The organism is Arthrobacter sp. UYNi723 (assembly GCF_054057635.1).
Genome location: NZ_JBSRZM010000042.1, coordinates 1 through 21,734 on the forward strand (window position 1 = coordinate 1; position 21,734 = coordinate 21,734).

The following is a 21,734-nucleotide window of genomic DNA, read 5'->3' on the forward strand; positions in this document are numbered from 1 at the left end:
CCGGACGCACTCATCGCGTTAGCCATGCTCAGCCTCGGCGGCCCCAAACCGGCGCTCCCGGGCCGGAATTAACCCACGGATGAGTCAGGAGAGCCCATTTTCGTGAAGATTGTCGTTCTGCATGTCCACCACCAAGACCGCAGTCGAGTGGCTATCGAGCGTGAACATCTCTTACCTCAGGTTTCCGGCCGGCGCACGCCGACCACTTCATATGTTGCACAGACTTGAGCATGTTTCCCGGGAAGGCCGGAGCTGGAACAGCCAAAGACCCCTACCGCGCGGTTCCGGACGGAATCCTGGACTCCGCCGCGCATCCCCCGGAATTAGCTTCCATGGAAGCATAAATGCGTCCTTCTACCAAATGGTTGACTCTTCAACTTGTATGGCGTACATTTAGTTGAAAGTTCAACCAACTTCGATGAGAACAGATCCTGATGAAAAACCTCTTGGCCCGCATCTTTGGAAAGAAGACTCCCATGACGAACCTCACCATTATCGGCAACGGCAACATGGCCCGCGGCATTGCCACCCGTGCCCTCGCTGGCGGCCTGACCGTCGAGATCCTTGGACAGGACGCAGCCAAGGCGCAGGAACTGGCCGCCGCACTCGGCGGCAGCGTCGCCTTCGGCACCACGGCCGACGCCCCGCAGGGCGATATTGTGGTCCTGGCCGTCCCGTTCGACGCCGCCAGGTCCGTCGTCAGCGCCTATGGCGAGGCGTTGGCCGGCAAGACTGTCGTGGACATCACCAACCCGGTGAACTTCGAGACCTTTGATTCCCTGGTCGTTGAACCCGGGAACTCCGCAGCCGAGGAAATCGCAGAGCTTGCCCCGGAAGGCGCTAACGTGGTCAAGGCATTTAACACGACCTTCGCCGGCACCCTGGTGGCGGGCGAGTCAGGCGGCCAGCCGCTGGATGTCTTCATCGCCGGCGACAACGCCGAGTCCAACGCCGCCGTCAGCCTCCTGGTCAGTGCCGGCGGCATGCGCCCCCTGGTGGTCGGTCCGCTTAAGCGCGCCCGTGAACTCGAAGGCTTCCAGTTCGTCCTCATGACCATGCAGGCAAACCCGGAGTTCGCCGACTTCAACTGGGACACCGGGCTTCTGGTCACCAAGTAGTAAAAGCAGGCTGGCAACAGCCAACGAAGACTACGGCAAGGGGCCGGCGGCGGGAGATTTTCCCGCCGTCGGCCTCTTTTCCGTATGAACTTATGACCGCTAGGGCGAAAGGACGAAAGCAGACCCTGCTTAGTACACGATGACGGGTTTGATGACCGTTCCTTTAGCTGAGTCCTCAAACCCCTGGTTGATTTCGCTCAGGCTGTAGTTGCGCATCAGTTTGTCCATGGGGAACCGGCCGTCCTTCCACAACTGGATGAGCTTGGGAATGAACACTTGCGGTACGGAACTTCCCTGGATCACCGTTTTGAACGTCCAACCCTTGACCAGCGAAAGGCCGATCTCAAACGAGACCTCAGTTCCGGGTGCGGCGGCACCGACCAGCGCCAGCGTGCCCCGGAGGGCCAGAGCATCGGCTGCTTTGCGGAGCAGCTCCGGCCGCGCGGTCGTGTCCACTACGTAGTCGGCTCCACGCCCGTCCGTCAGACGCAGAATCTCGTCCGTCAGATCGGCTTCCTTCGTGTTGATGACGTCCGTTGCGCCAAGTTCTTTTGCGAGGTCGAGCCGGGAAGGGTGAATGTCCACGGCGATGATCCGGGCGCACCCCGCAATCCCGCCGGCCATGATCGCACCTGATCCGACGGCGCCGGTACCGATGACTACGAGGGTGCTGTTCAGGGCGGGCTTGAGTTCGTTGAGAACGGCACCGGCTCCGGTCTGGATGCCGCACCCCAGCGGGGCAACGATCTCAAGGGGAACGTCGGAATCGACCCGGACGATGCTTTCCTCGACGACATTGGCATAGGTCGCGAACGATGACTGGCCGAAGAAATGGGAGGAAATCACTTCCCCGTCCTTGCTCAGTGCCGTGGTCCCGTCGGGCCTGCGGCCCCCGAAGTCGGCGGCGAAGAGGTTCTCGCAGTATGCCATCTGGCCGGACCGGCAGAGGTTGCACTTGCCGCAGTAGGCGGCTGCGAGCAGGACGTGGTCGCCGGGCTGCACGGTGGTCACCGACCCCCCGATCCGCTCCACGATTCCCGCTCCCTCGTGGCCAAGGACTGCCGGCAAGGGGGTGGGGTAAACCTGGTCCCGCACGATGGCGTCGGTGTGGCACACACCAGTGGCCACCATTCTGACAAGTACCTCGTTCGGGCGGAGGTCGTCCAGCTCAAGCTCTTCGATCGTGAGGGGTTGCCGTGGCTCGCGGGCCACTGCTGCGGTTACCTGCATTGTCATGTCTTCCTTTACGGCTATGTAGGGCTTGCGATTCAGAAGGGGTACGGCTGGTCGGACTGCTCCACGGTGATCCACTTAAGTTCCGTGAACTCGTTGATCACGGCCCGGCCATCGAACCGGCCGTAGCCACTGTTCTTCATGCCGCCATAGGGGGCCTGGGCTTCGTTCTGCACGGTTGCCCCGTTGACGTGCACGTGTCCTGCCTGGATGCGCATGGCAACCTGCAATGCCCGGGTGCTGTCCTTGCCGAAAACGGCCGCGGCGAGACCGTACTCGGTATCGTTTGCCACCTGGACTGCCTCTTCGACGCCGGAAACGCGGACAACCGTGGTAATCGGTCCGAATGTTTCCTGATCGTAGATGGACATCTCGGGCCGCACTTTGTCGATGATCGTGGCAGGCATCGAAGCACCGTCGGCACGGGAACCGGCGACGAGCTCTCCGCCCTTGGCGAGTGCATCATCGATGAGTCCGTTGATACGGGCACCAGATTCTTCGCGGATCATCGGGCCGACGATGCAGGCCTCGTCGGTCAGCGGGTCACCGGCGGCCAGTTGCGCTGCACGTGCTGCGAACTTCGAAACAAACTCGTCGGCGACGCTTTCGTCAACGACGAAACGTTCTGTGGACATGCAGATCTGGCCCTGGTAGAGGAAGGAGCCGAAGACGGCTGCGTTGACGGCGCCGTCTATGTCAGCATCGTCAAGGACAACGAACGGTGCCTTGCCGCCGAGCTCGAGCAGTACCGGCTTGAGGTGGCGGGCGGCCTTTTCGGCAATGATGCGCCCCACTGCCGTTGAGCCGGTGAAGTTGATGCGGCGGACGGCCGGGTGCGCGATGATGGATTCGACGACCCGGTCAGAGTCCTCGGCAGTGCTTGTCAGGAAGTTGAGGACCCCGGCTGGGAGTCCGGCCTCATGCAGGACCTCTGCAATGATCGCATGGGTCTTAGGGCTGGTTTCCGAGGCACGGAAGACCACCGTATTGCCGCAGACGATGGGGTAGGCGATGGCCCGGGCAGCCAGCACGCCTGCTCCGTTCCAAGGCGCCATGCTAAGTACCACGCCGGCCGGTTGCCGGACAGTCATCGAGAGCGTTCCCGGCTTGTCCGTCGGGAGGGTCTCCCCCTGGATCTGGGTGGCGAGCCCGGCTGCCTCACGGAACAGCTGTGCCGTGAGGAACACATTGAATCCGGCCCATAGTCCCGCCGCACCCACTTCGGACATCATGGTCTCGATGAACTCGGGGCCTCGTCGCTCCATGATTTCGGCAGCTTTCAGCATGACAGCCCGCCGTTCGGTTGGACCGGTGGTTGACCACGTGTTGAACGCCTTTGACGCCGATTCAACCGCGTCCAAGGCATCGTCGACGCCGGCTGCTGCGCTTTCGGTTACGAGTGCACCCGTCAGCGGGTTCCGCCGTTCGAACGTCTTGCCTTCGCGGCCGTCACGAGGCTGATTGTCAATGATGAGTTGCGTCTGCAAGGGGGTCTCCTTAGTTGGTGTGCTGACGGACCGCCGGTGGTCCGGTTTGGCTTTGCGGTTTCTTAGTGTTGGACGGTGATGCTGGCGGCGTGAGGCTCAGGAGCTGCGCCCTTGCCCGTCAAATCGGTGCCAGGGAAGCGCGGTACGGTCAGGACGGCGGCCATCCCGATTGCTGCTGCTATGGCCCAGATGGAGAAGTTGATGAAGTTGCCCAGCGAGGCAGCGACCAGAACCCCTCCGCCCGAGATCGCCAGGACAGCGCCGATCCGTCCGACACCGAGCGTAATTCCCAGGGCGGTAGCCCGCGTTGCGCCCGAAAAGTATGTAGCGACGAATCCGTTGACCAGGATCTGTGCTCCCACCGACCCGAAGCCAACAACTCCAACCAGCAGGTACATGACCGGAAGCGGCATGACCCCGGTTCCCATCAGAACCAGCGCCGTGCCGGAACTCGCGAAAGCCGTTGCGGTCACCGGACGGGGACCGAAGCGGTCGGCCAAGCGGGAGGAAACAAGTACGCCCACGACGGCGCCGATGTTGACTGTCAGAAGGAAGGTCAGGGAGGAGGCCAGCGAGTATTTGGCGATGACCATGAGCTGGGGCAACCAGGTATTGAGCCCGTACACGAGGGTCTGCCCGCAGACACCGGCCAGGCTGAAGAGGATCATTGCACGAAGCAGGCGCCCGGTCAGCAGGGTGCGGAAACGGCCCGCCACGGGTGCGTCCCCTCGCGCCGGTGCTTCGGGTAACGGTTCCAGCCGGTATTCGGAAATGATGCGTTCTGCCTGGACCCGATCCCCCTTGGCGGCAAGGAAGGCCGGGGATTCGGGGAGGAACTTGAACAGCAGAGGAACGACGGCGATGAGGGGAACGCCCCCGAGTGCCAGCATTCCCCGGAATCCAAGTGCGGGCAGGAAGGCGAGGGCGAGGAGCGCGGCGAGGATGCCGCCGACAGCGTAGCCGGAAAACATCAGGGCGTTGTTGAAGTTGCGCCGGTTCGACTTGGAGAACTCCACAGTCAGCGCAATTGCCGTCGGGATCACACCGCCCAGTCCGAGGCCCGCGAGAAAACGGAACAAGCCGAAGAGTTCGGGAGTCGGTGCCCAGGCGGTCAGCAGCATCAGCAGCGAGAAGGATGCAATGGAAACCATCATGACCTTCCGGCGCCCGACAATGTCAGTGAGGTACCCGATCAGGATCGCGCCGATAAACATTCCGGCCAGCGCATAGCTGCCGATGGCGCCGGTCTGCACCGGAGTCAGGCCCCAGGGTTCGTACGCCAGGAGCTTGGGGACGATGGCGCCGTAGACGACCAGGTCGTATCCGTCAAAGACGATGGCCAGGAAGCAGAGAAAGATGACAGCGGCTGCTGATTTGCGAGGGCGAAGCGGGGGTGAGGCAGGCGATTGAAAAGCCATTGAGGACTCCAGGTGATATACACGACGTTGTGGCTGTGCCAGAGATGAGGGTCGTTCTGCTGTGATCTGACCCACAATTGAATGTAACATAAATGTGTCGTGCGTCAACAGGCGTGTTGCACATGACCCGGGGAGGGGTCAGCCCGCCCGGGCACGCAAGTATTGGAGAAGCCTTATGCAGTGGAAGCCCAGAGCCCTGATCCTGGACCTTTTCGGGGACTACCTCCGGTATGCCGGGAGCGAGGTCAAGCTTGCTGACATCACGGAGCTTCTCGCGGTCTTTGATATCGAGGCGGCCACGGTCCGCGTCAACCTCTCGCGCCTGCGCAAGGAGGGCTGGTTCACCACCCGGCGCGTCGGGCGGGAAACGGTCTACTCCCTTACCCCCCACATGCTGGACATCCTTGACGAGGGGCGCGAACGGATCTTCCGGCGGCGGGACGAGAGCTGGGGTGGGCGTTGGACCATGGCCATTTACCAGGTTCCGGAATCCGAACGCGCCGTCCGGGAACAGCTCCGGAAGCAGCTCGCGTGGCATGGGTTCGGCCAACTATCACCATCTACCTGGCTGAGCCCGCACGACCTCATCTCCGAGGTCCGCGAAATTGCCGCCGAATATCCCCTGGCCAAAGTTGATGCTCTCTGGTGCGGGACTGGCAACCTTGAAGAGGACAGGGACCTTGCCGCACGGTGCTGGGATCTGGAGCAGCTCGGCGCGGACTATCAGCATTTCCTTCGCACCTATGCCGCTCTTGATGGCGAGGCGGTCAACGCCGGCAAGGACGGGCGAACGGCACTGATCGAACGGATGCGTCTTATCGGCGACTTTCGCCGCTTCCCGTTCAGGGACCCCCATCTACCCCCCGAACTGCAGCCCCAGGGATGGCCCAGCAGCGAGGCGTACAGCCTGTTTGGAGCAATACACCGCCAGCTCGGGCCCGCCGCGACGGACTTCGTCTCCGGAATCATTGGCCAGCACGTGGGGCAGGGCCAGGAGGTCGGGGCATAACCCGGCAAAGGCGGTTACGGACGACGTGACCCGCCGCGATCTTATGTAACATAAATATGTAAGTCGTCAGGATCCTCGTCGCATCTCACTTCAATCCCAGGAGTTGCCATCCCGGAGACGCCCCGGTCGCTGGCGCTGAACATCTTCGGCGACTACCTTCGCTATGCCGGCAGAGAGGCCAGACTCGGCGAGTTGACCGAACTGATGGCGGCCTTCGGCATGGAAGCCGCCACCGTCAGGGTGAGCATGTCCCGCCTCAAGCAGGAGGGGTGGTTCGCCACCCGCAGGGAGGGCCGGGAAACCGTCTATGCCTTGAGCGACCAGATGCTCCACATCCCCGTCCATGGCCGCCCGCGGATCTTCCGCCGCAAGGAGCAGCCCTGGAGCGGCCGCTGGACCATGGTCATCTACCAGGTGCCTGAATTCGACCGGGCCGTACGTGAACAACTCCGCAAGCAGTTGGCATGGGCCGGGTTCGGCCAACTCTCCCCCTCCACCTGGCTAGCCCCCGCACAATCTTTCCAGGGAGGCCAGAGAGATCGCGGCCCGGAACGAAAGTGCCCGCATTGACGTCCTCTGGTGCGGCTTGCAGGACACGGACGAGGCCCGGAAGCTGGCTGCCCGCTGCTGGGACTTGGACACCCTGGGGCAGGACTATGTTGACTTCCTGGCCCGTTACCAACATCTGGACGATGAGCACAGCAACAGCTCCAAGGACGGCAGGCAGGCCTTGGTGGAACGCACCAGGATCACCGACGATTTCCGCCGATTTCCTTCCGCGACCCCGAACTGCCCCAGGAGCTGCAGCCTAAAGACTGGTCCGGCCCTGCGGCCTTCAGCCTTTTCGGTCGAGTGCATAAGCAACTGGAACCCCCGGCCCGGAAGTTTGTCGAGAAAGTCATCGGAAGGTCCGTTCCAGCGGTTTCCGAAAACTACATGTAACAAATAGTTGACGAAGAGCGTAGAACCGTTACATAATGATGGTGAGACGTAGCACACGTCCTCCCCCAAATCCTTAGAAGGTGGCATTGATGGCACTTCGTGTAGCCTGCATTGGCGGCGGTCCCGGCGGACTGTTCTTCTCAACCCTGTTCAAGCAGACCGTTCCCGACGCCGACGTCGTACTTTTTGAACGGAACCAGGCCACTGACGCCTTCGGCTTTGGCGTCGTTTTCTCAGACGCGACGCTGAATCGGATCAATGATGCCGATCCCGTGGTCCGCAACGGCCTGCGGGACTTCGGCACTCACTGGGACGACATCGAGGTCTGGCTCAAGGGTGAACGGAAGTCTTTCGCCGGCAACGGCATGGCCGCTATCTACCGCAAGACCCTCCTTCAGCTGATGCAGGACCGGGCAGCGGAAGCCGGCGTGGAGATGCGCTTTGGCCAGTACGTGCCGGACCTGTCCCAACTGGAGGGTTTTGACCTGATCGTTGGCGCGGACGGCGCCAACTCATCGACCCGCGAACAGCTGGGCGAGGGTCTGGGCCACACAGCCGAGACTGCAAGTGCCAAGTTCATCTGGTTTGGCACGAGCCACAAATTCAAGGGCATGACCTTCCTGCACCGGAAGAGCGAGTTCGGCAACTTCGCCGTCCATGGCTACCCGATCAGCGAAGACCTGAGCACTTTCATCGTGGAAACCGATGAGCAAACGTGGCGCAAGGCCGGACTCGACGAATTCGATGTCAGCCAGCCTCCGGGACCGTCGGACCTGAAGACGCAGCGGTTCCTGGAAAAACTGTTCGCCGAGGACATTGACGGTGAGTCGCTGGTGGCCAACAGCTCGCGGTGGGCAAATTTCCGCACCCGCCGGACCCGTTCCTGGCACAAGGGCAACGTAGTCCTGCTCGGAGACGCAGTGCACACAGCCCACTTCTCCGTCGGATCCGGCACCAAGATGGCAATGGAAGACGCCATCACCCTGGTCCGGGAAGTCGCTGCCCACCGGGACGACCTCGAAACGGCCTTCACCAACTATGAAACCGAGCGGCAGCCGCAGGTTGCTAAGATCCAGAACCAGGCACGCGGCGGACTTAGCTGGTGGGAACACTTCGGCAGGTACTACGACTCCTTCGCTCCCACCCAGTTCACCTTCCACTTCTTCTCCCGCAGCATCGACATCGACAAGATCCGCCTGCGTGACCCGGAGCTGGTTGCGTCTGCGGAACAGGACTGGCTGGACAGATACGGGAACGCGCCGCTGGAAACGCCCCTCGCCGCAGGAACGACTCAGTTCGCTGGGCGCCTGCTGTCTATCACTCGCCAGGGGGATCAAGCTACTCTAACCGGCACGGGCGGCAGTATCGCCTTGGTCACGGACCCGGCTGAGGCCGATGCCACCACCGGGTTGCTGCTGACCGCACCGAATACTGAGGAAGGCCTAGCCGCCGCCTTTGACCAGCTGCCGTCGCAGGCCGCAGCTATCGTGATCCAGGGCGGCAATCCGTTCACGCGCATCCTCCTCTCGGAGGAAGCCCGCCTGGGCCGCGGCCTGACAAGCGTCATCGTCGATGACCGAGGACCGGTGTCGGCCCTAACCCTGGTGCTCTCCGGCCGGGCAGACGCCGTTGCAACGGAAGGCATGGAGGCAACCAATGCATAATCTCACTCCATTATTTGCCCCCCGCGGCATCATCGTCGTGGGCGCCTCGTCCAGTCCGGAGAAGCTCGGCGCCGTTATGGCGCAGTCGCTGTCCAACTACCCCGCTCCGGTTGAACTCGTCAACAGCCGCGGCGAAAACGGTATGCACACCAGCATCGCCGGCGCCGCAGCAGCAATTCCGGGAGGCCCCGATCTGGCAGTGCTCTGCGTACCGGCCGCAGCCACCGCCCAGGCCCTGCGCGACAGTGCAGCAAACGGTGCCAAAGCTGCCCTTGTCTGCGCCGGGGGTTTCGCCGAGGCGGGAGGCCCCTGCGTCGAATTCGCCCACCAGGTGGAGGCAGCTGTCCGGGAGACCGGCATCCGGCTGCTCGGCCCGAACACGTCCGGCTTTTTCGTGCCCCGCCGCAACCTGCGCGCCAGCTTCGTACCCGGGGTCGCAGAACTGGAACCGGGTGCGGTGGCCGTCGTCGCGGCAAGCGGCGGAGTCAACCACGTCCTGGCATTCCACCTGCAGCGCTCCGGAGCGGGCGTCAGCCTCGCCGTCGGAATCGGCGCGGGCACCGACATCAACGCACCCGACGTCCTTGACTACCTGATCTCCGATGAACAAACCAAGGCCGTCGCCCTGCACCTGGAAACCGTCGCCGACGGACCAGCCCTCATCGACGCCGTTTCACGCCTCAGTGCAGTGAAACCGGTCGTCGCTTTGGTCGTCGGGCGGAATGACGTCTCTGAGTTCGCCCAGTCCCACACCGGGGCCCTGGCCACGTCCTGGCGCACCACACGGGCGGTCCTGAAGCAGGCCGGTGCCGTCATCGTCGACGACGAGAACCAGCTGGTGGCCGCTGTCACAGCCTTGGCCGGACGCCGGCTTGCGCCGGCGCCCGACCCCGGCGTCGGACTCATCACAGGGCAGGCAGGTCCCGGACTGTTGATCGCCGACGCCCTGCATAGCGCCGGCGTGACCCTTCCACGCCTCTCCCAGGCCAGCCAGGACACCATCAGCACAGTGCTGCCGCCGCTGACCTTCCAGGCCAACCCCGTGGACACCGGCCGCCCCGGTCCCGGCTACGAAAAGATTGTCGCCGCAGTGGCCTCCGACCCGGCCATCGATGTGGTAGCGGTGTACGGACTGACCGAACCCGTCACCGATCTTCCTCTCGCCGTCGCCGATTCCGGAGTGGCTGACACCATGCCGTTCCTGATCGGCGTGGACGGTCCGGACGGCGACCTTGAACGCGCCCGGAAGTCAGCCCGCCAGCACGACCTGCCACTGATCAGCGGACCGACATCGCTCGCCCATGGCATTACAGCTTTGGTCAACGACGCCCAGGGACAATTCCAGCGCGCCGAAGCACCCGCTGCAGCCTTCACCTGGCCGGAACTGGAAGGGCCCTGGGACGAAAACCGTGCCAAGGAACTTCTCGGTGCGCTCGGCATCGCCACGCCTGCGCGGCGAAGCTGCAACACCCGCGCCGCGGCTCATGACGCTCTCTCCGAGCTGGGCGGTCCGGTTGCAGTAAAGCTGCTCGACGCGGCCGTCCTGCACAAGACCGAAATCGGCGGCGTGCACCTGGGAGTGGACTCCCCCCAGGCCATGGACCGTGCCCTGGACGGTCTCGAAGCCGCCGGTGCCCGCGAATTCCTGATCGAAGCGATGGCGCCGTCCGGCGTGGACCTGGTGGTCGGGGTACGCCGTGATCCTGTTTTCGGACCGATCGTCGTTCTGGGCCTGGGTGGCACCGCAGCAGAGGTCTTCGCCGATATTTCCATCCGCTCCGCTCCCCTGGCTGTCCGTTCGTCTGAGGGCATGCCCGGCGAACTGCAGGCCCGCGATCTCTTGTACGGCTTCCGCTCCGGACCGATGCTGGATACAGCGGAGCTGGCAGGCCTGCTGGTCAGGCTCGGTGACGCGCTCGTTTCCAACAATGGAATCGCAGAAATCGAGATCAACCCCTTGCGCCTCACCCACGGCGGGCTCGTGGCGCTGGATGCTGTAGTGATCAATGTCGAGGAGGACATTAAATGACAAGCCACACCAGTGAGGGAACAACCCCCTGGCCCGCGGACCTTGCCGCGGAGTTCCGGAGGAAAGGCTATTGGGAAGACCGTACCCTTGGCAGCCACGTTCTTGAAACAGCCGACCGGCTGCCCGGCAAGATTGCCGTTGTGGACGGGGACGTTAAGCTCACCTACGCTGACATAGCGAACAGGATGGACGCCGCGGCTGAGCGCCTCCTGCAACTGGGGCTGAAAGCGGATGACCGCATGATGGTCCAGCTGCCCAACGGCTGGCAGTTCGCTGTGCTGACCTTGGCGTGCTTCCGGGCCGGAATCATCCCGGTGATGGCGCTGCCTGCCCACCGGCAATATGAGCTGTCTTTCCTGACGGAACTCTCTGAATCCCGTGCAATCGCAGTCCCGGACGTCATCAAGGACTTTGATCACCAGGCCATGGCCGAGGACTTGGCTTCAACTATTCCGTCACTGGATCTCATCCTGGTTTCCGGAACAGCTAATCCTACTAACGTGCGCTTGGAAGACATTCTTGCCCCCGGCGAAGACGTTGCCGGCGCACGCGCACGCCTGGACGCGTCGGCGCCTTCTTCCGACTCGCCGGCACTCTTCCTGCTTTCCGGAGGCACAACAGGCCTTCCGAAACTTATCACCAGGACCCACAACGACTACGCATACAACATCAAAGCAACGTCAGGGCCTACCGGAGTTACGGAAGAGACCGTTTACCTGGGCACCCTGCCGGCCAGCCATAACTTTCCGCTGGCCTGCCCGGGGATTCTGGGTATCCTTTTCGCCGGTGGCCGCGTAGTCATGCTGCCCAGCCCCGAGCCGCGCAAGGCTTTCGCCGCCATCGAGAGGGAGCAAGTAACCCTTGCAACGGCCGTTCCCGCAGTCGCCCAACGATGGATTGAATACCAGGAAGAGACCGGAGGCAACCAGCTGGCGAGCCTGGAAGTCATCCAAGTGGGCGGTTCACGACTCCCGGATGAAATCGCCTGGAAGGTGAAGCCTGTCCTGGGCGCTACCCTGCAGCAGGTCTTCGGCATGGCCGAAGGGCTCATCAACACCACCCGCCTGGATGATCCCGAAGACGTCATCTGCACAACCCAGGGCCGCCCTGTCTCTGAAGCTGATGAAGTCAGAATTGTGGACGAGGCAGGCAATGATCTCCCCGACGGTGTGCCCGGAGCCATCCTGACCCGCGGCCCGTACACACCCCGGGGCTACTACCGTGCGCCGGACGCTAACACCCGGGCTTTCACTCCTGACGGGTGGTACGCCAGCGGCGACATCGTGGAGCGGCGGCCGGACGGCAACCTGATCGTTCAGGGCCGCGACAAGGACATGATCAACCGCGGCGGAGAAAAGATCTCAGCCGAGGAAATTGAAAGCCTGGTGTACCGGATCGAGGACGTCACGATGGCAGCCGCCGTGGCAATGCCGGATCAGCTCCTCGGGGAAAGGCTTTGCCTTTACATAACGGTCAAACCTGGAACTGAAGTGACCCTCGAACAGATCCAGCAGCTGTTACGTGAAACCGGCGTGGCTGCGTTCAAAATTCCTGAACGCCTGGTCGTCGTTGATGAACTGCCCGCAACAAAGGTCGGCAAGATCAACAAGAAAGAACTCCGCGCCGATATAGCAGAACGGCTGGCTACCGCCAGCGCCCACTCAAAGTAGAGGATTGCCATGACTGAGAACATCACCCATGAATCAGTTGCTGCCAGCCACACCCTGCCGGAGCCAACCCCCGAAGAGACTGCCCAGTTGGAGCAGCTGTATCGGGATTTTAACAAAGAGAACCTGATTCCGTTGTGGACGGAAATAGGTGATCTGATGCCGATGGTCCCCACCCCGAAGGCAGTGCCGCATGTGTGGCGGTGGAGTGATTTATACCCGTTGGCCGCCCGCGCCGGTGACTTAGTGCCGGTGGGCCGCGGCGGGGAGCGGCGCGCGATTGCCTTGGCCAACCCGGGCTTGGCCGGCAAGCCTTATGCCACGCCCACGCTATGGGCTGCGATCCAGTACCTGGGTCCCCGGGAGACAGCTCCGGAGCACCGACACTCGCAGAACGCGTTCCGGTTCGTGGTGGAGGGCGAGGGCGTATGGACCGTGGTGAACGGCGATCCGGTGGCGATGCGCAGGGGGGACTTCCTGCTGACGCCGGGCTGGAACTTCCACGGCCACCACAACGACACGGACCGGCCGATGGCTTGGATCGACGGCCTGGACATCCCCTTCGTGCACTACGCCGACGCCGGGTTCTTCGAGTTCGGCACCGAGCGGGTCACCGACGAGGCCACTCCTGACATTTCCCGTTCCGAACGGCTCTGGGCCCATCCCGGCCTTCGTCCCCTCTCGGGGTTGGATGACACTACGAACTCCCCCATCGCCGCATACCGGTGGGAACACACGGACCGGGCTCTGGCCGAGCAACTGCTGCTGGAGGACGAGGGCCACCCGGCCACTGTATCCCAAGGCCACGCCGCCATCAGGTACACCAACCCGACCACCGGCGGGGACGTGATGCCGACCATCCGGGCCGAATTCCATCGCCTCCGCGCCGGCGCCTCCACGCAGTCAATGCGCGAAGTGGGTTCCAGCGTCTGGCAGGTCTTTGAAGGGACCGGATCCGTCGTCCTCAACGGCGAAACCCGGACCCTGGCCAAGGGCGACCTTTTCGTCGTCCCGTCCTGGCAGGAATGGACCCTGCAGGCGGAAACCGGATTCGACTTGTTCCGTTTTAGCGACGCCCCCATTTTTGAACGCCTGAACTTTAACCGCAGCTACACCGAAGGACGCAAGAACACATGAGACTCCTTACCCTCCGCACCGAAACCGGTACCAAAGCGGTCCGCCAGGACGGCGACATCTTGACCGAAATTGACGGGTACGCCGACGTCGGCGCACTGCTGCAAGATCCGGCGTGGGAAACCACGGCCAAGACTGCCAACGGGACAACCCACCCGTCCGAGGGCGCTGACCTCGCCCCTGTAGTCCCTTTGCCGGGAAAAATCATCTGCGTGGGCCACAACTACCGCAACCACATCAAGGAGATGGGCCGGGAAGTCCCCGAATACCCCACCTTGTTCGCCAAGTATGCCGAATCTCTGATCGGTCCCAACGATGACCTGGCCCTGCCGCAGGAATCGGACAAGGTTGACTGGGAGGCCGAGCTCGCCATCGTGATCGGCAAGACCGGCCGCCGGATTTCCGATGCCGACGCCGCAGAGCACATCGCCGGTTATGCCGTGCTCAACGACGTGTCCATGCGTGACTACCAGTTCCGCACCATCCAGTGGCTGCAGGGTAAAACCTGGGAAAAATCCACTCCGTTCGGCCCTGCCCTGGTCACACGGGACGAGTTCAGCGCGGGCCTGATGACTTCGGCCGTGGACGGCGAGATCCAGCAGCAGACCCCCACCAACGACGTGGTCTTCACCCCGGAGTTCCTGGTTTCCTATATCTCCACCATCATCACGCTGAACCCCGGCGACGTCATCGCCACCGGCACCCCGGGAGGCGTCGGCCACGCCCAGGAGCCCAAGCGCTACCTTCAGGAAGGCCAGCTCCTGGTCACCACCATCGAAGGCCTCGGCCAGCTGAAAAACCGCGTGGTCAAGGAAGTCTGATGGTTGCCCGCCACGACAAGACGACCGATCCGCGCCTGCAGGAAGAACTCCTGCAGGCGCGGCGGGGGACCGCGTTCTTCGCCCGGAAGCTCAACGAGCTCTCCGACACCGAACTCGACGGCCATTCACTGCTCCCGGGCTGGACTCGCCGCCACGTGGTCGCGCACGTGGGCTACAACGCCCGCGCCATCGCCCGGCTCGTCGAGTGGGCAGCCACAGGGGTGGAAACCCCCATGTACTCCTCCTCTGAAGCGCGCAACCATGAAATTGAGTTCGGGGCCACGCTCAGCCCGATCGCGCTGCGGAACCTGTTTGACCACTCGGCCGTGCACCTGAACGTCGAGTGGCGCGACCTGCCCGAAGAAGCCTGGCACCACAAGGTCAAAACCGCCCAAGGCCGGATAGTTCCGGCGGAGGAAACCGTGTGGATGCGCACCCGCGAAGTCTGGCTCCACGCCGTCGACCTCGACAACGGTGCCGTTGTCAGTGACATCCCCACGCCTGTTCTGGAGCGCCTGCTGGCGGACATCACCGGAGCGTGGAAAATCCGCGGCACTGATCAAGGGCTCCTGATCCGCGTAACCGACCAGGACCTCACGTTCGGTGACACGAGCACCGCTTCCCCGACCGTGATCTCCGGGCCGCTTGCCGCCGTCGCCGGATGGGCGGCCGGCCGTGGAGCCGAAGGCGTTACCGCAATAGGATCCGGGACAATCCCGGGCAGTACTGTTCCGGCCGCTCCGAAATGGATCTGACTTCACAAAGCCATATGAAATAAGACTGAGAAGGACTTTGCGATGACCAGAATGTTGATAGTCGGGCCTCCCGGGTCCGGCAAGGGAACACAGGCGGAACGAATTTCTGGGCGCCTCGGCGTCGTTGCGATCTCCACCGGGGATATCTTCCGCGCCAACGTCAAGGGTGAGACACCTCTCGGCATCGAGGCCAAGCGGTACATGGACGCCGGGGATTTCGTGCCGGACAGCGTGACCAACAAGATGGTCCGCGACCGCCTCAGCGAGTCCGACGTCGAAGACGGCTTCCTGCTGGACGGCTACCCGCGCACCACCGCGCAGGTGGACTACCTTGACGGGATCCTGGCCGAGTGCGACCAGGATCCCGACGTGGTCCTCCAGCTCACGGCCGACGACGAGGAACTCGTCACGCGCCTCCTGGGACGTGCCAAGGAGACCGGGCGCAGCGACGACAACGAAGCCGTTATCCGCCACCGCCTGAACCTCTACCACACCCAGACCGAAGCCGTCGTGGCCAAGTACGCCCAGCGCGGCATCCTGGCCCAGGTGGACGGCATCGGCGACATCGAGGAGGTCACCGAACGCGTCCTGCAGGCCATCAAAGCGGCACAGGCAGTTTAGGCAATGCCTCTAAGCGTTAGTTCACGGCGCCACATTGTTGATCACCCGATCGAGTCGGTAACCAAGAACGGCGCCCGGTACCCGCTTTTTGCGGGTTCCGGGCGCCGTTCTTTGTCTTGAGGCTGCCTGCTGCTTAGGCCAGGGCTGCGACGGTGGGGTTCTGGCTGCGGCCGAAGACCAGGGCGTCGATGGAGAACCGGCCTGCCCCGACGATGGCGAGGGCTGCCGCACCGGCCGCCAGGACGAGCACGAGTTCGTATCCGCCTTTATCAGCGAAGATGCCGGCCGGCGCGTGGACCAGGAACAGGGCGCCGAGCATGTCCAGTGCCAGGAGGGCGGCCACTGGGCGTACCAGTACGCCAAGAATGATGGCAACGCCCCCAAGGAGCTCCAGGAAGCCGATGGCGGGAGCAACCAGCTGGGCAGCCGGTACCCCCATCTGAACGAAAGCTGCCTGCGTGCCCGGGATGGTGTATTCAAAGATCTTCTGCCAGCCGTGGGCGAAGAAGACAACGCCCACGGCCAGGCGCAGGACTGTACGGGCGAAATTGGACTGCGTGGCAGCGGGATAGACCGGAGAAGTCATGGGATCGTTCCTTTTGTCTTGGCTTTTCTGAAGGGTGCGGTCGAAGCCGGCCTTCGGAAGTTTAGTTGATGTTTCAAGTAACAGCATATGAGGGATTACTTGTTGCGTCAACTATTTTCCGGATGCGCGAAGTACGGTCCGGCCGCGACTGGTGGCGGGGGGACTCAGCCCGCCACGTCATGACGGCGATAGAGGGGTGCCATAGCCGCCTCGGGGTCGAGCCGCCTCAAGAGGGCATCGGCGATCCCTCGCAACTGGCCGAGCTGCTCGGGGGTCAGTGCGTCAATGACGTGCCGCCGGACGTTTGCCACATGGCCGGGTGCGGTTTCCAGGATTTTGCGCCATCCCTCGTCGGTGATGCGGGCATTGGTTGCACGTCGATCCTCGGGGCAGGGGAAGCGCTCCATTAGGCCGCGCGCCTCGAGCCGCTTGACGACGTGGGACAGGCGGGGCAGCGTGGCGCTGGTCTGGGCCGCCAGGGCGGTCATCCGCAGAGTCCAGTCAGGGGCTTCGGAGAGCATCGCGAGCACGTAGTACTCAAAACTGGTCAGGTCCGCGTCACGGCGCAGCTGGGAGTCCAACACATTGGGCAGCAGCTCGACCACTGTATACAGCCGCACCCAGGCAGCCAATTCGTCCCTTGTAAGCCATTTCGTCTCCATTTCATCATTCTCCTTCAAAAAAGGTTGTTGCGACAACTATCAAGAGCAGCTAGTGTTAGTTGAAGCCTCAACCAATTGGGGACGAAATACGAAGGAGACCGCTATGACCACCGCGAGCATCCTCGGAACAGGCAACATGGGCTCGGCTATCGCCGGCATCATTGAGAAGGGCGGCAACACCGTCCAGCAGCTCGGCAGTAACGACACCGCCAAGACTGTCACGGGCGAGATTGTCGTCCTGGCCGTTCCCTACCCTGCTGTGCGGGAGATCTTGGCCCAACGTGCTTACCAGCTCGCTGGCAAGATCGTTGTTGACATCACCAATCCGTTGAACTTCGAAACCTTCGACGCCCTGACGGTGCCGGCTGATTCCTCAGCCGCCGCCGAGATCCAGGCCGCGCTTCCGAACTCCCGGGTGGTGAAGGCCTTCAACACCACCTTCGCAGCCACTCTGGCCTCCGGTGAGATCGCCGGGCAGCCCACCACCGTGCTGATCGCCGGGGACGACACTGACGCGAAGTCCCGGCTCGCCGAGGTCATCACGGCCGGCGGCCTGCGCGCCATGGATGCCGGCTCACTGCGACGGGCACGTGAGCTGGAGGCAAAGGGCTTCCTTCAGATCGCCCTGGCCGCCAGCGAGAAGATCTCTTGGACTGGAGGATTCGCCGTCCAGGCCTGACCCAGCCGTCAACCCAGCTCCGCAGCCTCGCGCTTCCCCGGGAGCCGGCCACCTTTATTCCGGTCGGCTCCCGGGCACGCCTGTGACTCCCGTACCGAGAAAGAATTACTTCCGATGCCAGTCTCACCCGTCCGGCTGAACCACGCCGTACTATTCGTCACCGATCTTGACCGGGCCGAGCGCTTCTATACCCAGGTCTTCGGGATGGAAGTCGCCGCCCGCGAGCCGCGCGCGAACGCTGCATTCCTGCGGCTGCCCCGCTCCGGCAACCACCACGACCTCGGCCTCTTCGGGGTAGGCGCCGCTGCGGCGCCAAAGGTGCGTGGCGGCGTCGGGCTCTACCACCTCGCGTGGCAGCTGGACACCATCGAGGAGCTCGCCGAGGCCCGCCGGACCTTGACGGATGCTGGCGCATACACCGGTCAGTCCAGCCATGGCGCCACCAAGAGCATCTACGGCGCAGATCCGGACGGCAACGAGTTCGAACTTATGTGGATGCTTCCCCGGCAGCATTGGGGCGAGTACGAGAACGCCGCTCCCGTCGAGCCGCTGGAGCTCGACGCTGAACTGGCCCGATGGTCCGGCGTGCCCACCGCCGGCCGCATCGCCGCATCGCCGCATTGCCGCATTGCCGCAACCAACGCTGAGGAGTACAACTCATGAATGACGATTTCGGCAGACCTACAGTCGTCTGGCACAGCCCTGACGCCCCCGACCGTCCCCTTGTGGTGCTATTGCACGGACGCGGCGCCGACGAGACCGGCATCATTGGCCTAGCCGGACAGCTGCCAACCGGACCATCGTACGCAGCCGTCCGCGCACCGATCCCCGCCGGAGGCGGATACGCCTGGTTCGCCAACCGTGGAATCGGCCGTCCGATCGCGGAGTCCCTCACTCAGACCATGGCTTGGTTCCGGGAGTGGCTCGACGACGTGGCACCCGCGGGCCGCCAGGTCATACTCGTTGGCTTCAGCGGCGGCGCCGCGTTCGCCGGTGGTCTGCTTCTGGAAGATCCGCAGCGCTTCGCTGGCGCTGCAATCCTGTACGGAACGTTACCATTCGACGCCGGCGTCCAAACCTCACCTGCGCGCCTGGCCGGAGTGCCGGTCTTTATCGCCCAGGGCGAAACGGACACAGTCATCCCCCGCGAACTTCTGGACCGCACTTGGACCTACCTGCTCGGCGATTCCGGCGCCCCCAGCTACGCACGCCGCGACCCCGGCGGCCACGGGCTCACCAACACCACTGTTGCCGAGCTTGGCGGCTGGATCGCAGAGCGGCTGCAGTTCCTCGCTCTCCGAAGAATTCTGCCCTTCGGGCCCGGCACGTGGGATACCCTTCCCGGCGGGGCGCTTCCGGCCCGCCAGGATTCCCGGCCCGACGTTTCCTGGTCGATTCCCCAGGAGCAACGCTCCGACAACAGCCCCGTCCATATCCGAGAGCAGCTCCTTAGCAGAATCACGGCCTTGCCAGGGGTAACCGCCCGTCAGTCAGCCATCTCCGTACCCGGCGCATCTGGCTTCATGGTTGAACGCGGCACCGGCGCGTCGCTTGATGCGTTCCTTGTGCCACAAGTTGGCGAGTTCGCACACCTCCACCCCGACTACGACGGTTCGCTGCATCTGGCACTGCCGCCGGCGCTGAGCCGCGACGCAATTGCCAGGGGATGGGCCGTCGCCCACCCCCTCGCGGGCATCCGCCTCGCCCCCGGAATGGTCATGATCTACGGACCACGGAATGCGACGGAACTCGACGTCGTCACCGGCATAGTCCAGACCAGCCACGCCTACGCCACGGCTGTGCTCCCCGCCAGCGACGGGAGCGCCTGACGTGCCGCGGAGCCAAGTCCGCAGGCCGCCATGGCTCCCGTGCCTTTAGCTTTGGCGTATGGCAGTTCGCAGGGTCTGCGAGAGGTGAAGCGCCCTGGCATCTGCGCCGCCGGGGAGTTGCATTTGGAGCGGTATGTAACCAAAGCTCACATCGTAAAGGGGGTCAGCGTAGCCGAGCGCTCCGCCGGCCCCATCGTGGCCAAAGGCCCGGAAGCTGCCGAAATCACTGCCTGGATGAGGCTTCATGAAAACAATCCCGAACGCCGTCGGGAAATTCAGCACTCGATCAACTCCCCACATCTGCTGCTGTCCCATCTCTGCAAGAGTATCGGAGTCTAGGAGAGCCTCCCCCAGCAGTCCAATAGCCGCGGCATAAACCTGCGCTAGCCCCCTCGCCGATCCGATGCCGCCAAGGGCGGCGGGTCCGGCGGCCCGTACTTCCCGCAGATTGGGTGAGTACGGCGAGCGTGATTGCGGTTCCGTCCTCGTGGCGGCTCGCGATCTCGGCGCCCTCGGCGTTGACGTAAGTGACGCGCACGCCCTGTTCGCCCGTGACCGGGTCGGTGACGAAGTTGGGCTTGGCCGGGACCGGGCGGTTGCGCACCTGCACCCCGTCCGTCACTGTCATCTGGTCGCCATACCGTGCGGCCAGCGCGGCACGCGAGTTCGGCGCCACCGACATCGTTGAAGAACGCGGCGACGAGGGCGTGGCGAAGATCAAGGAACTCACCGGCGGCCTGGGCGCGCACTCGGTGCTCGAGGCGGTGGGCACCCAGGAATCCATGATGCAGGCCACCCGCGCCGGCGGCCATGTCGGCTTTGTCGGTGTGGCCCATGACGTCGCACTGCCAGGTCTCGAGATGTTCTTCTCCCGTGTCCACCTGCACGGTGGACCCGCCCCAGTTCGCGACTACCTTCCGGAACTGATCGACCTCATCCTGCAAGGTGTTTGACCTCGAGCTGCCCCTCGACGAAGCAGCCGAAGGCTACAAGGCCATGGACGAACGCCGCCCCATCAAGGTACTCCTGCGCCCATGACCACCCCTACACCTGCAAAACAGGAGCCGTCCCGGCCACACTGGCGGCTACGGTCATTTTCCTGACGGCCGTGGCGCCTCTGGCTACTGACATGTACGTCCCGTCCTTCCTCGTCGCCCGACTTCCTCACCCATCACGGCATAGACGGCTCGGGCACGGGGGTCCCCGTGGCACTGCACAGACCGCCGTGACTCAAAGCTCCGCCCAGCGGACAGCCGGGGCCCGCGAACTCTGGTCCAGCCTCATCGACGAAAGCAAGGAGCCGACGGCGGCACAGCTCGCCCAAGTGCTTGCCCACCTACAAATTCCCGAGCTCAGGGACAGGCTCATCGCGGACATGCCCGGCCTGGACCTACCCATGGAGATGCTCCTTTTCGGCGAATCCGACATGGCACCGGACTGCGATCGGATCGACTCAGCCAAAAGGCAGTTGCTGCAGTTCACACTTTGTGCACGCGCTGGGTCTGATATGCCCCTGAGCTGCGGAAACACCGGACGAGTAGGCGGGGCGCGGTCCCACACACCTCGCTCTGAGTCACTGGCTCGCAGGCCGTTCATCCGGTGCTACTGCCCTCGCGGGCGCCACGCCAGGGCGGCCGCACTCGGTTTTCCCCGCAGGTCATGTCAGAAACCACGCCCCGGAGCATGACGAGATGTCATCGGAAAGGTGCGAGGAGCGGAAGACGTTGGACACCGATTTCCCCGCAGGTCATGTCACCCGAACCGCCTGGCTGCCTGAACTGGCATCAACCGAAGTTCGCAGGAAGGGGCGAGATGTAGACCGGACAGCCGCCCCCTTTCAGAGTGTGCACAATGTGCACGCCCCCTTTGGCCGGACAAATGGCCGCATTCCAACTCCCCCAGTCGACAGAAAGGAGCGAAATACAGCGAAAAAATCTCACGAACCTCGTCCAAGTCATGTCATCAACACGATCCGGGGACATGAATAAGGACACGCGTCAAAATAACCTAGGTTTTCATTGTTGGGGCGGGTAAGTTCGTGGTATGGCCGATAGTGTGCAGATTGCGGAGTCCGTAGCGC

The 21,734-nt window shown here is 63.4% G+C and carries 18 protein-coding genes and 3 pseudogenes; 15 read left to right on the top strand and 6 right to left on the bottom strand.

From position 1 onward, the window contains the following. Window positions 1-434: 434 nt before the first annotated feature. Window positions 435-1,118 carry an NADPH-dependent F420 reductase gene (locus tag ACVWY0_RS20920; RefSeq protein ID WP_485838395.1) on the top strand — a complete coding sequence of 228 codons (684 nt, stop codon included), beginning with the start codon at window positions 435-437 and terminating at the stop codon, window positions 1,116-1,118. A 129-nt stretch (window positions 1,119-1,247) separates the two neighbouring features. On the opposite strand, the gene ACVWY0_RS20925 is transcribed toward ACVWY0_RS20920, so the two are convergent. From ACVWY0_RS20925 to ACVWY0_RS20935, 3 genes are all read right to left on the bottom strand, one after another. Then, on the bottom strand, window positions 1,248-2,354 hold the full coding sequence (locus ACVWY0_RS20925; protein WP_485838396.1) for an NAD(P)-dependent alcohol dehydrogenase: 1,107 nt from the start codon (window positions 2,352-2,354) through the stop codon (window positions 1,248-1,250). A 32-nt stretch (window positions 2,355-2,386) separates the two neighbouring features. Further along, window positions 2,387-3,838 carry an aldehyde dehydrogenase gene (locus ACVWY0_RS20930; RefSeq protein WP_485838397.1) on the bottom strand — a complete coding sequence of 484 codons (1,452 nt, stop codon included), beginning with the start codon at window positions 3,836-3,838 and terminating at the stop codon, window positions 2,387-2,389. Window positions 3,839-3,900: 62 nt separating this feature from the next. Beyond that, on the bottom strand, window positions 3,901-5,256 hold the full coding sequence (locus ACVWY0_RS20935) for an MFS transporter (protein ID WP_485838398.1): 1,356 nt from the start codon (window positions 5,254-5,256) through the stop codon (window positions 3,901-3,903). Between the two features lie 175 nt (window positions 5,257-5,431). On the opposite strand from ACVWY0_RS20935, the gene ACVWY0_RS20940 reads away from it, so the two are divergent. From ACVWY0_RS20940 to ACVWY0_RS20985, 10 genes and pseudogenes are all read left to right on the top strand, one after another. Further along, a complete protein-coding gene (locus tag ACVWY0_RS20940) occupies window positions 5,432-6,265 on the top strand; it encodes a PaaX family transcriptional regulator (RefSeq protein WP_485838399.1) in 834 nt (277 codons plus the stop codon). Between the two features lie 129 nt (window positions 6,266-6,394). Next, window positions 6,395-6,835, top strand: coding sequence for a hypothetical protein (locus ACVWY0_RS20945; RefSeq protein WP_485838410.1), 441 nt, complete (start codon window positions 6,395-6,397; stop codon window positions 6,833-6,835). A gap of 64 nt (window positions 6,836-6,899) precedes the next feature. Continuing rightward, window positions 6,900-7,207: pseudogene (locus tag ACVWY0_RS20950) on the top strand (PaaX family transcriptional regulator C-terminal domain-containing protein). Between the two features lie 89 nt (window positions 7,208-7,296). Then, on the top strand, window positions 7,297-8,871 hold the full coding sequence (locus ACVWY0_RS20955) for an FAD-dependent monooxygenase (protein WP_485838400.1): 1,575 nt from the start codon (window positions 7,297-7,299) through the stop codon (window positions 8,869-8,871). Next, window positions 8,864-10,900, top strand: coding sequence for an acetate--CoA ligase family protein (locus ACVWY0_RS20960; RefSeq protein ID WP_485838401.1), 2,037 nt, complete (start codon window positions 8,864-8,866; stop codon window positions 10,898-10,900). The genes ACVWY0_RS20955 and ACVWY0_RS20960 overlap by 8 nt, the downstream gene beginning before the upstream one ends. Further along, a complete protein-coding gene (locus ACVWY0_RS20965; protein WP_485838402.1) occupies window positions 10,897-12,570 on the top strand; it encodes a (2,3-dihydroxybenzoyl)adenylate synthase in 1,674 nt (557 codons plus the stop codon). Before ACVWY0_RS20960 ends, ACVWY0_RS20965 begins: the two co-directional genes overlap by 4 nt. Before the next feature lie 9 nt (window positions 12,571-12,579). After that, window positions 12,580-13,704, top strand: coding sequence for a cupin domain-containing protein (locus ACVWY0_RS20970; RefSeq protein ID WP_485838403.1), 1,125 nt, complete (start codon window positions 12,580-12,582; stop codon window positions 13,702-13,704). Beyond that, entirely contained in the window at window positions 13,701-14,522 is an 822-nt protein-coding gene (locus ACVWY0_RS20975; RefSeq protein WP_485838404.1) for a fumarylacetoacetate hydrolase family protein, read from the top strand. The genes ACVWY0_RS20970 and ACVWY0_RS20975 overlap by 4 nt, the downstream gene beginning before the upstream one ends. Beyond that, on the top strand, window positions 14,522-15,277 hold the full coding sequence (locus ACVWY0_RS20980) for a maleylpyruvate isomerase family mycothiol-dependent enzyme (protein ID WP_485838405.1): 756 nt from the start codon (window positions 14,522-14,524) through the stop codon (window positions 15,275-15,277). The genes ACVWY0_RS20975 and ACVWY0_RS20980 overlap by 1 nt, the downstream gene beginning before the upstream one ends. A 51-nt stretch (window positions 15,278-15,328) precedes the next feature. Continuing rightward, window positions 15,329-15,898, top strand: a complete 570-nt coding sequence (locus tag ACVWY0_RS20985; protein WP_485838411.1) for an adenylate kinase — start codon at window positions 15,329-15,331, stop codon at window positions 15,896-15,898. A gap of 133 nt (window positions 15,899-16,031) precedes the next feature. Here ACVWY0_RS20985 and ACVWY0_RS20990 read toward each other — a convergent pair whose 3' ends face one another. Together ACVWY0_RS20990 and ACVWY0_RS20995 are read right to left on the bottom strand one after the other, a co-directional pair. Continuing rightward, window positions 16,032-16,484 (bottom strand): DoxX family protein, encoded by a 453-nt coding sequence (locus tag ACVWY0_RS20990; RefSeq protein ID WP_485838406.1) that lies wholly within the window; start codon window positions 16,482-16,484, stop codon window positions 16,032-16,034. Window positions 16,485-16,648: 164 nt separating this feature from the next. Next, window positions 16,649-17,146: a MarR family winged helix-turn-helix transcriptional regulator gene (locus ACVWY0_RS20995; protein ID WP_485838412.1), complete on the bottom strand. Its 498-nt coding sequence runs from the start codon at window positions 17,144-17,146 to the stop codon at window positions 16,649-16,651. A 103-nt stretch (window positions 17,147-17,249) separates the two neighbouring features. Between ACVWY0_RS20995 and ACVWY0_RS21000 the strand changes: the two genes are divergently transcribed. From ACVWY0_RS21000 to ACVWY0_RS21010, 3 genes are all read left to right on the top strand, one after another. Beyond that, the gene (locus tag ACVWY0_RS21000) at window positions 17,250-17,825 is read left to right on the top strand and encodes an NADPH-dependent F420 reductase (protein ID WP_485838407.1); all 576 of its coding nucleotides are present in this window, start codon (window positions 17,250-17,252) and stop codon (window positions 17,823-17,825) included. 114 nt (window positions 17,826-17,939) lie between these two features. Further along, window positions 17,940-18,488, top strand: a complete 549-nt coding sequence (locus tag ACVWY0_RS21005; RefSeq protein ID WP_485838408.1) for a VOC family protein — start codon at window positions 17,940-17,942, stop codon at window positions 18,486-18,488. Next, window positions 18,485-19,654 carry a luciferase domain-containing protein gene (locus tag ACVWY0_RS21010; RefSeq protein WP_485838409.1) on the top strand — a complete coding sequence of 390 codons (1,170 nt, stop codon included), beginning with the start codon at window positions 18,485-18,487 and terminating at the stop codon, window positions 19,652-19,654. The genes ACVWY0_RS21005 and ACVWY0_RS21010 overlap by 4 nt, the downstream gene beginning before the upstream one ends. A gap of 45 nt (window positions 19,655-19,699) precedes the next feature. Here the strand turns inward: ACVWY0_RS21010 and ACVWY0_RS21015 are convergent. Then, window positions 19,700-20,158: pseudogene (locus tag ACVWY0_RS21015) on the bottom strand (hypothetical protein); the annotation flags it as partial. Between the two features lie 152 nt (window positions 20,159-20,310). Here ACVWY0_RS21015 and ACVWY0_RS21020 point away from each other — a divergent pair. Then, window positions 20,311-20,692, top strand: a pseudogene (locus ACVWY0_RS21020) (zinc-binding dehydrogenase); the annotation flags it as partial. Between the last annotated feature and the right edge of the window lie 1,042 nt (window positions 20,693-21,734).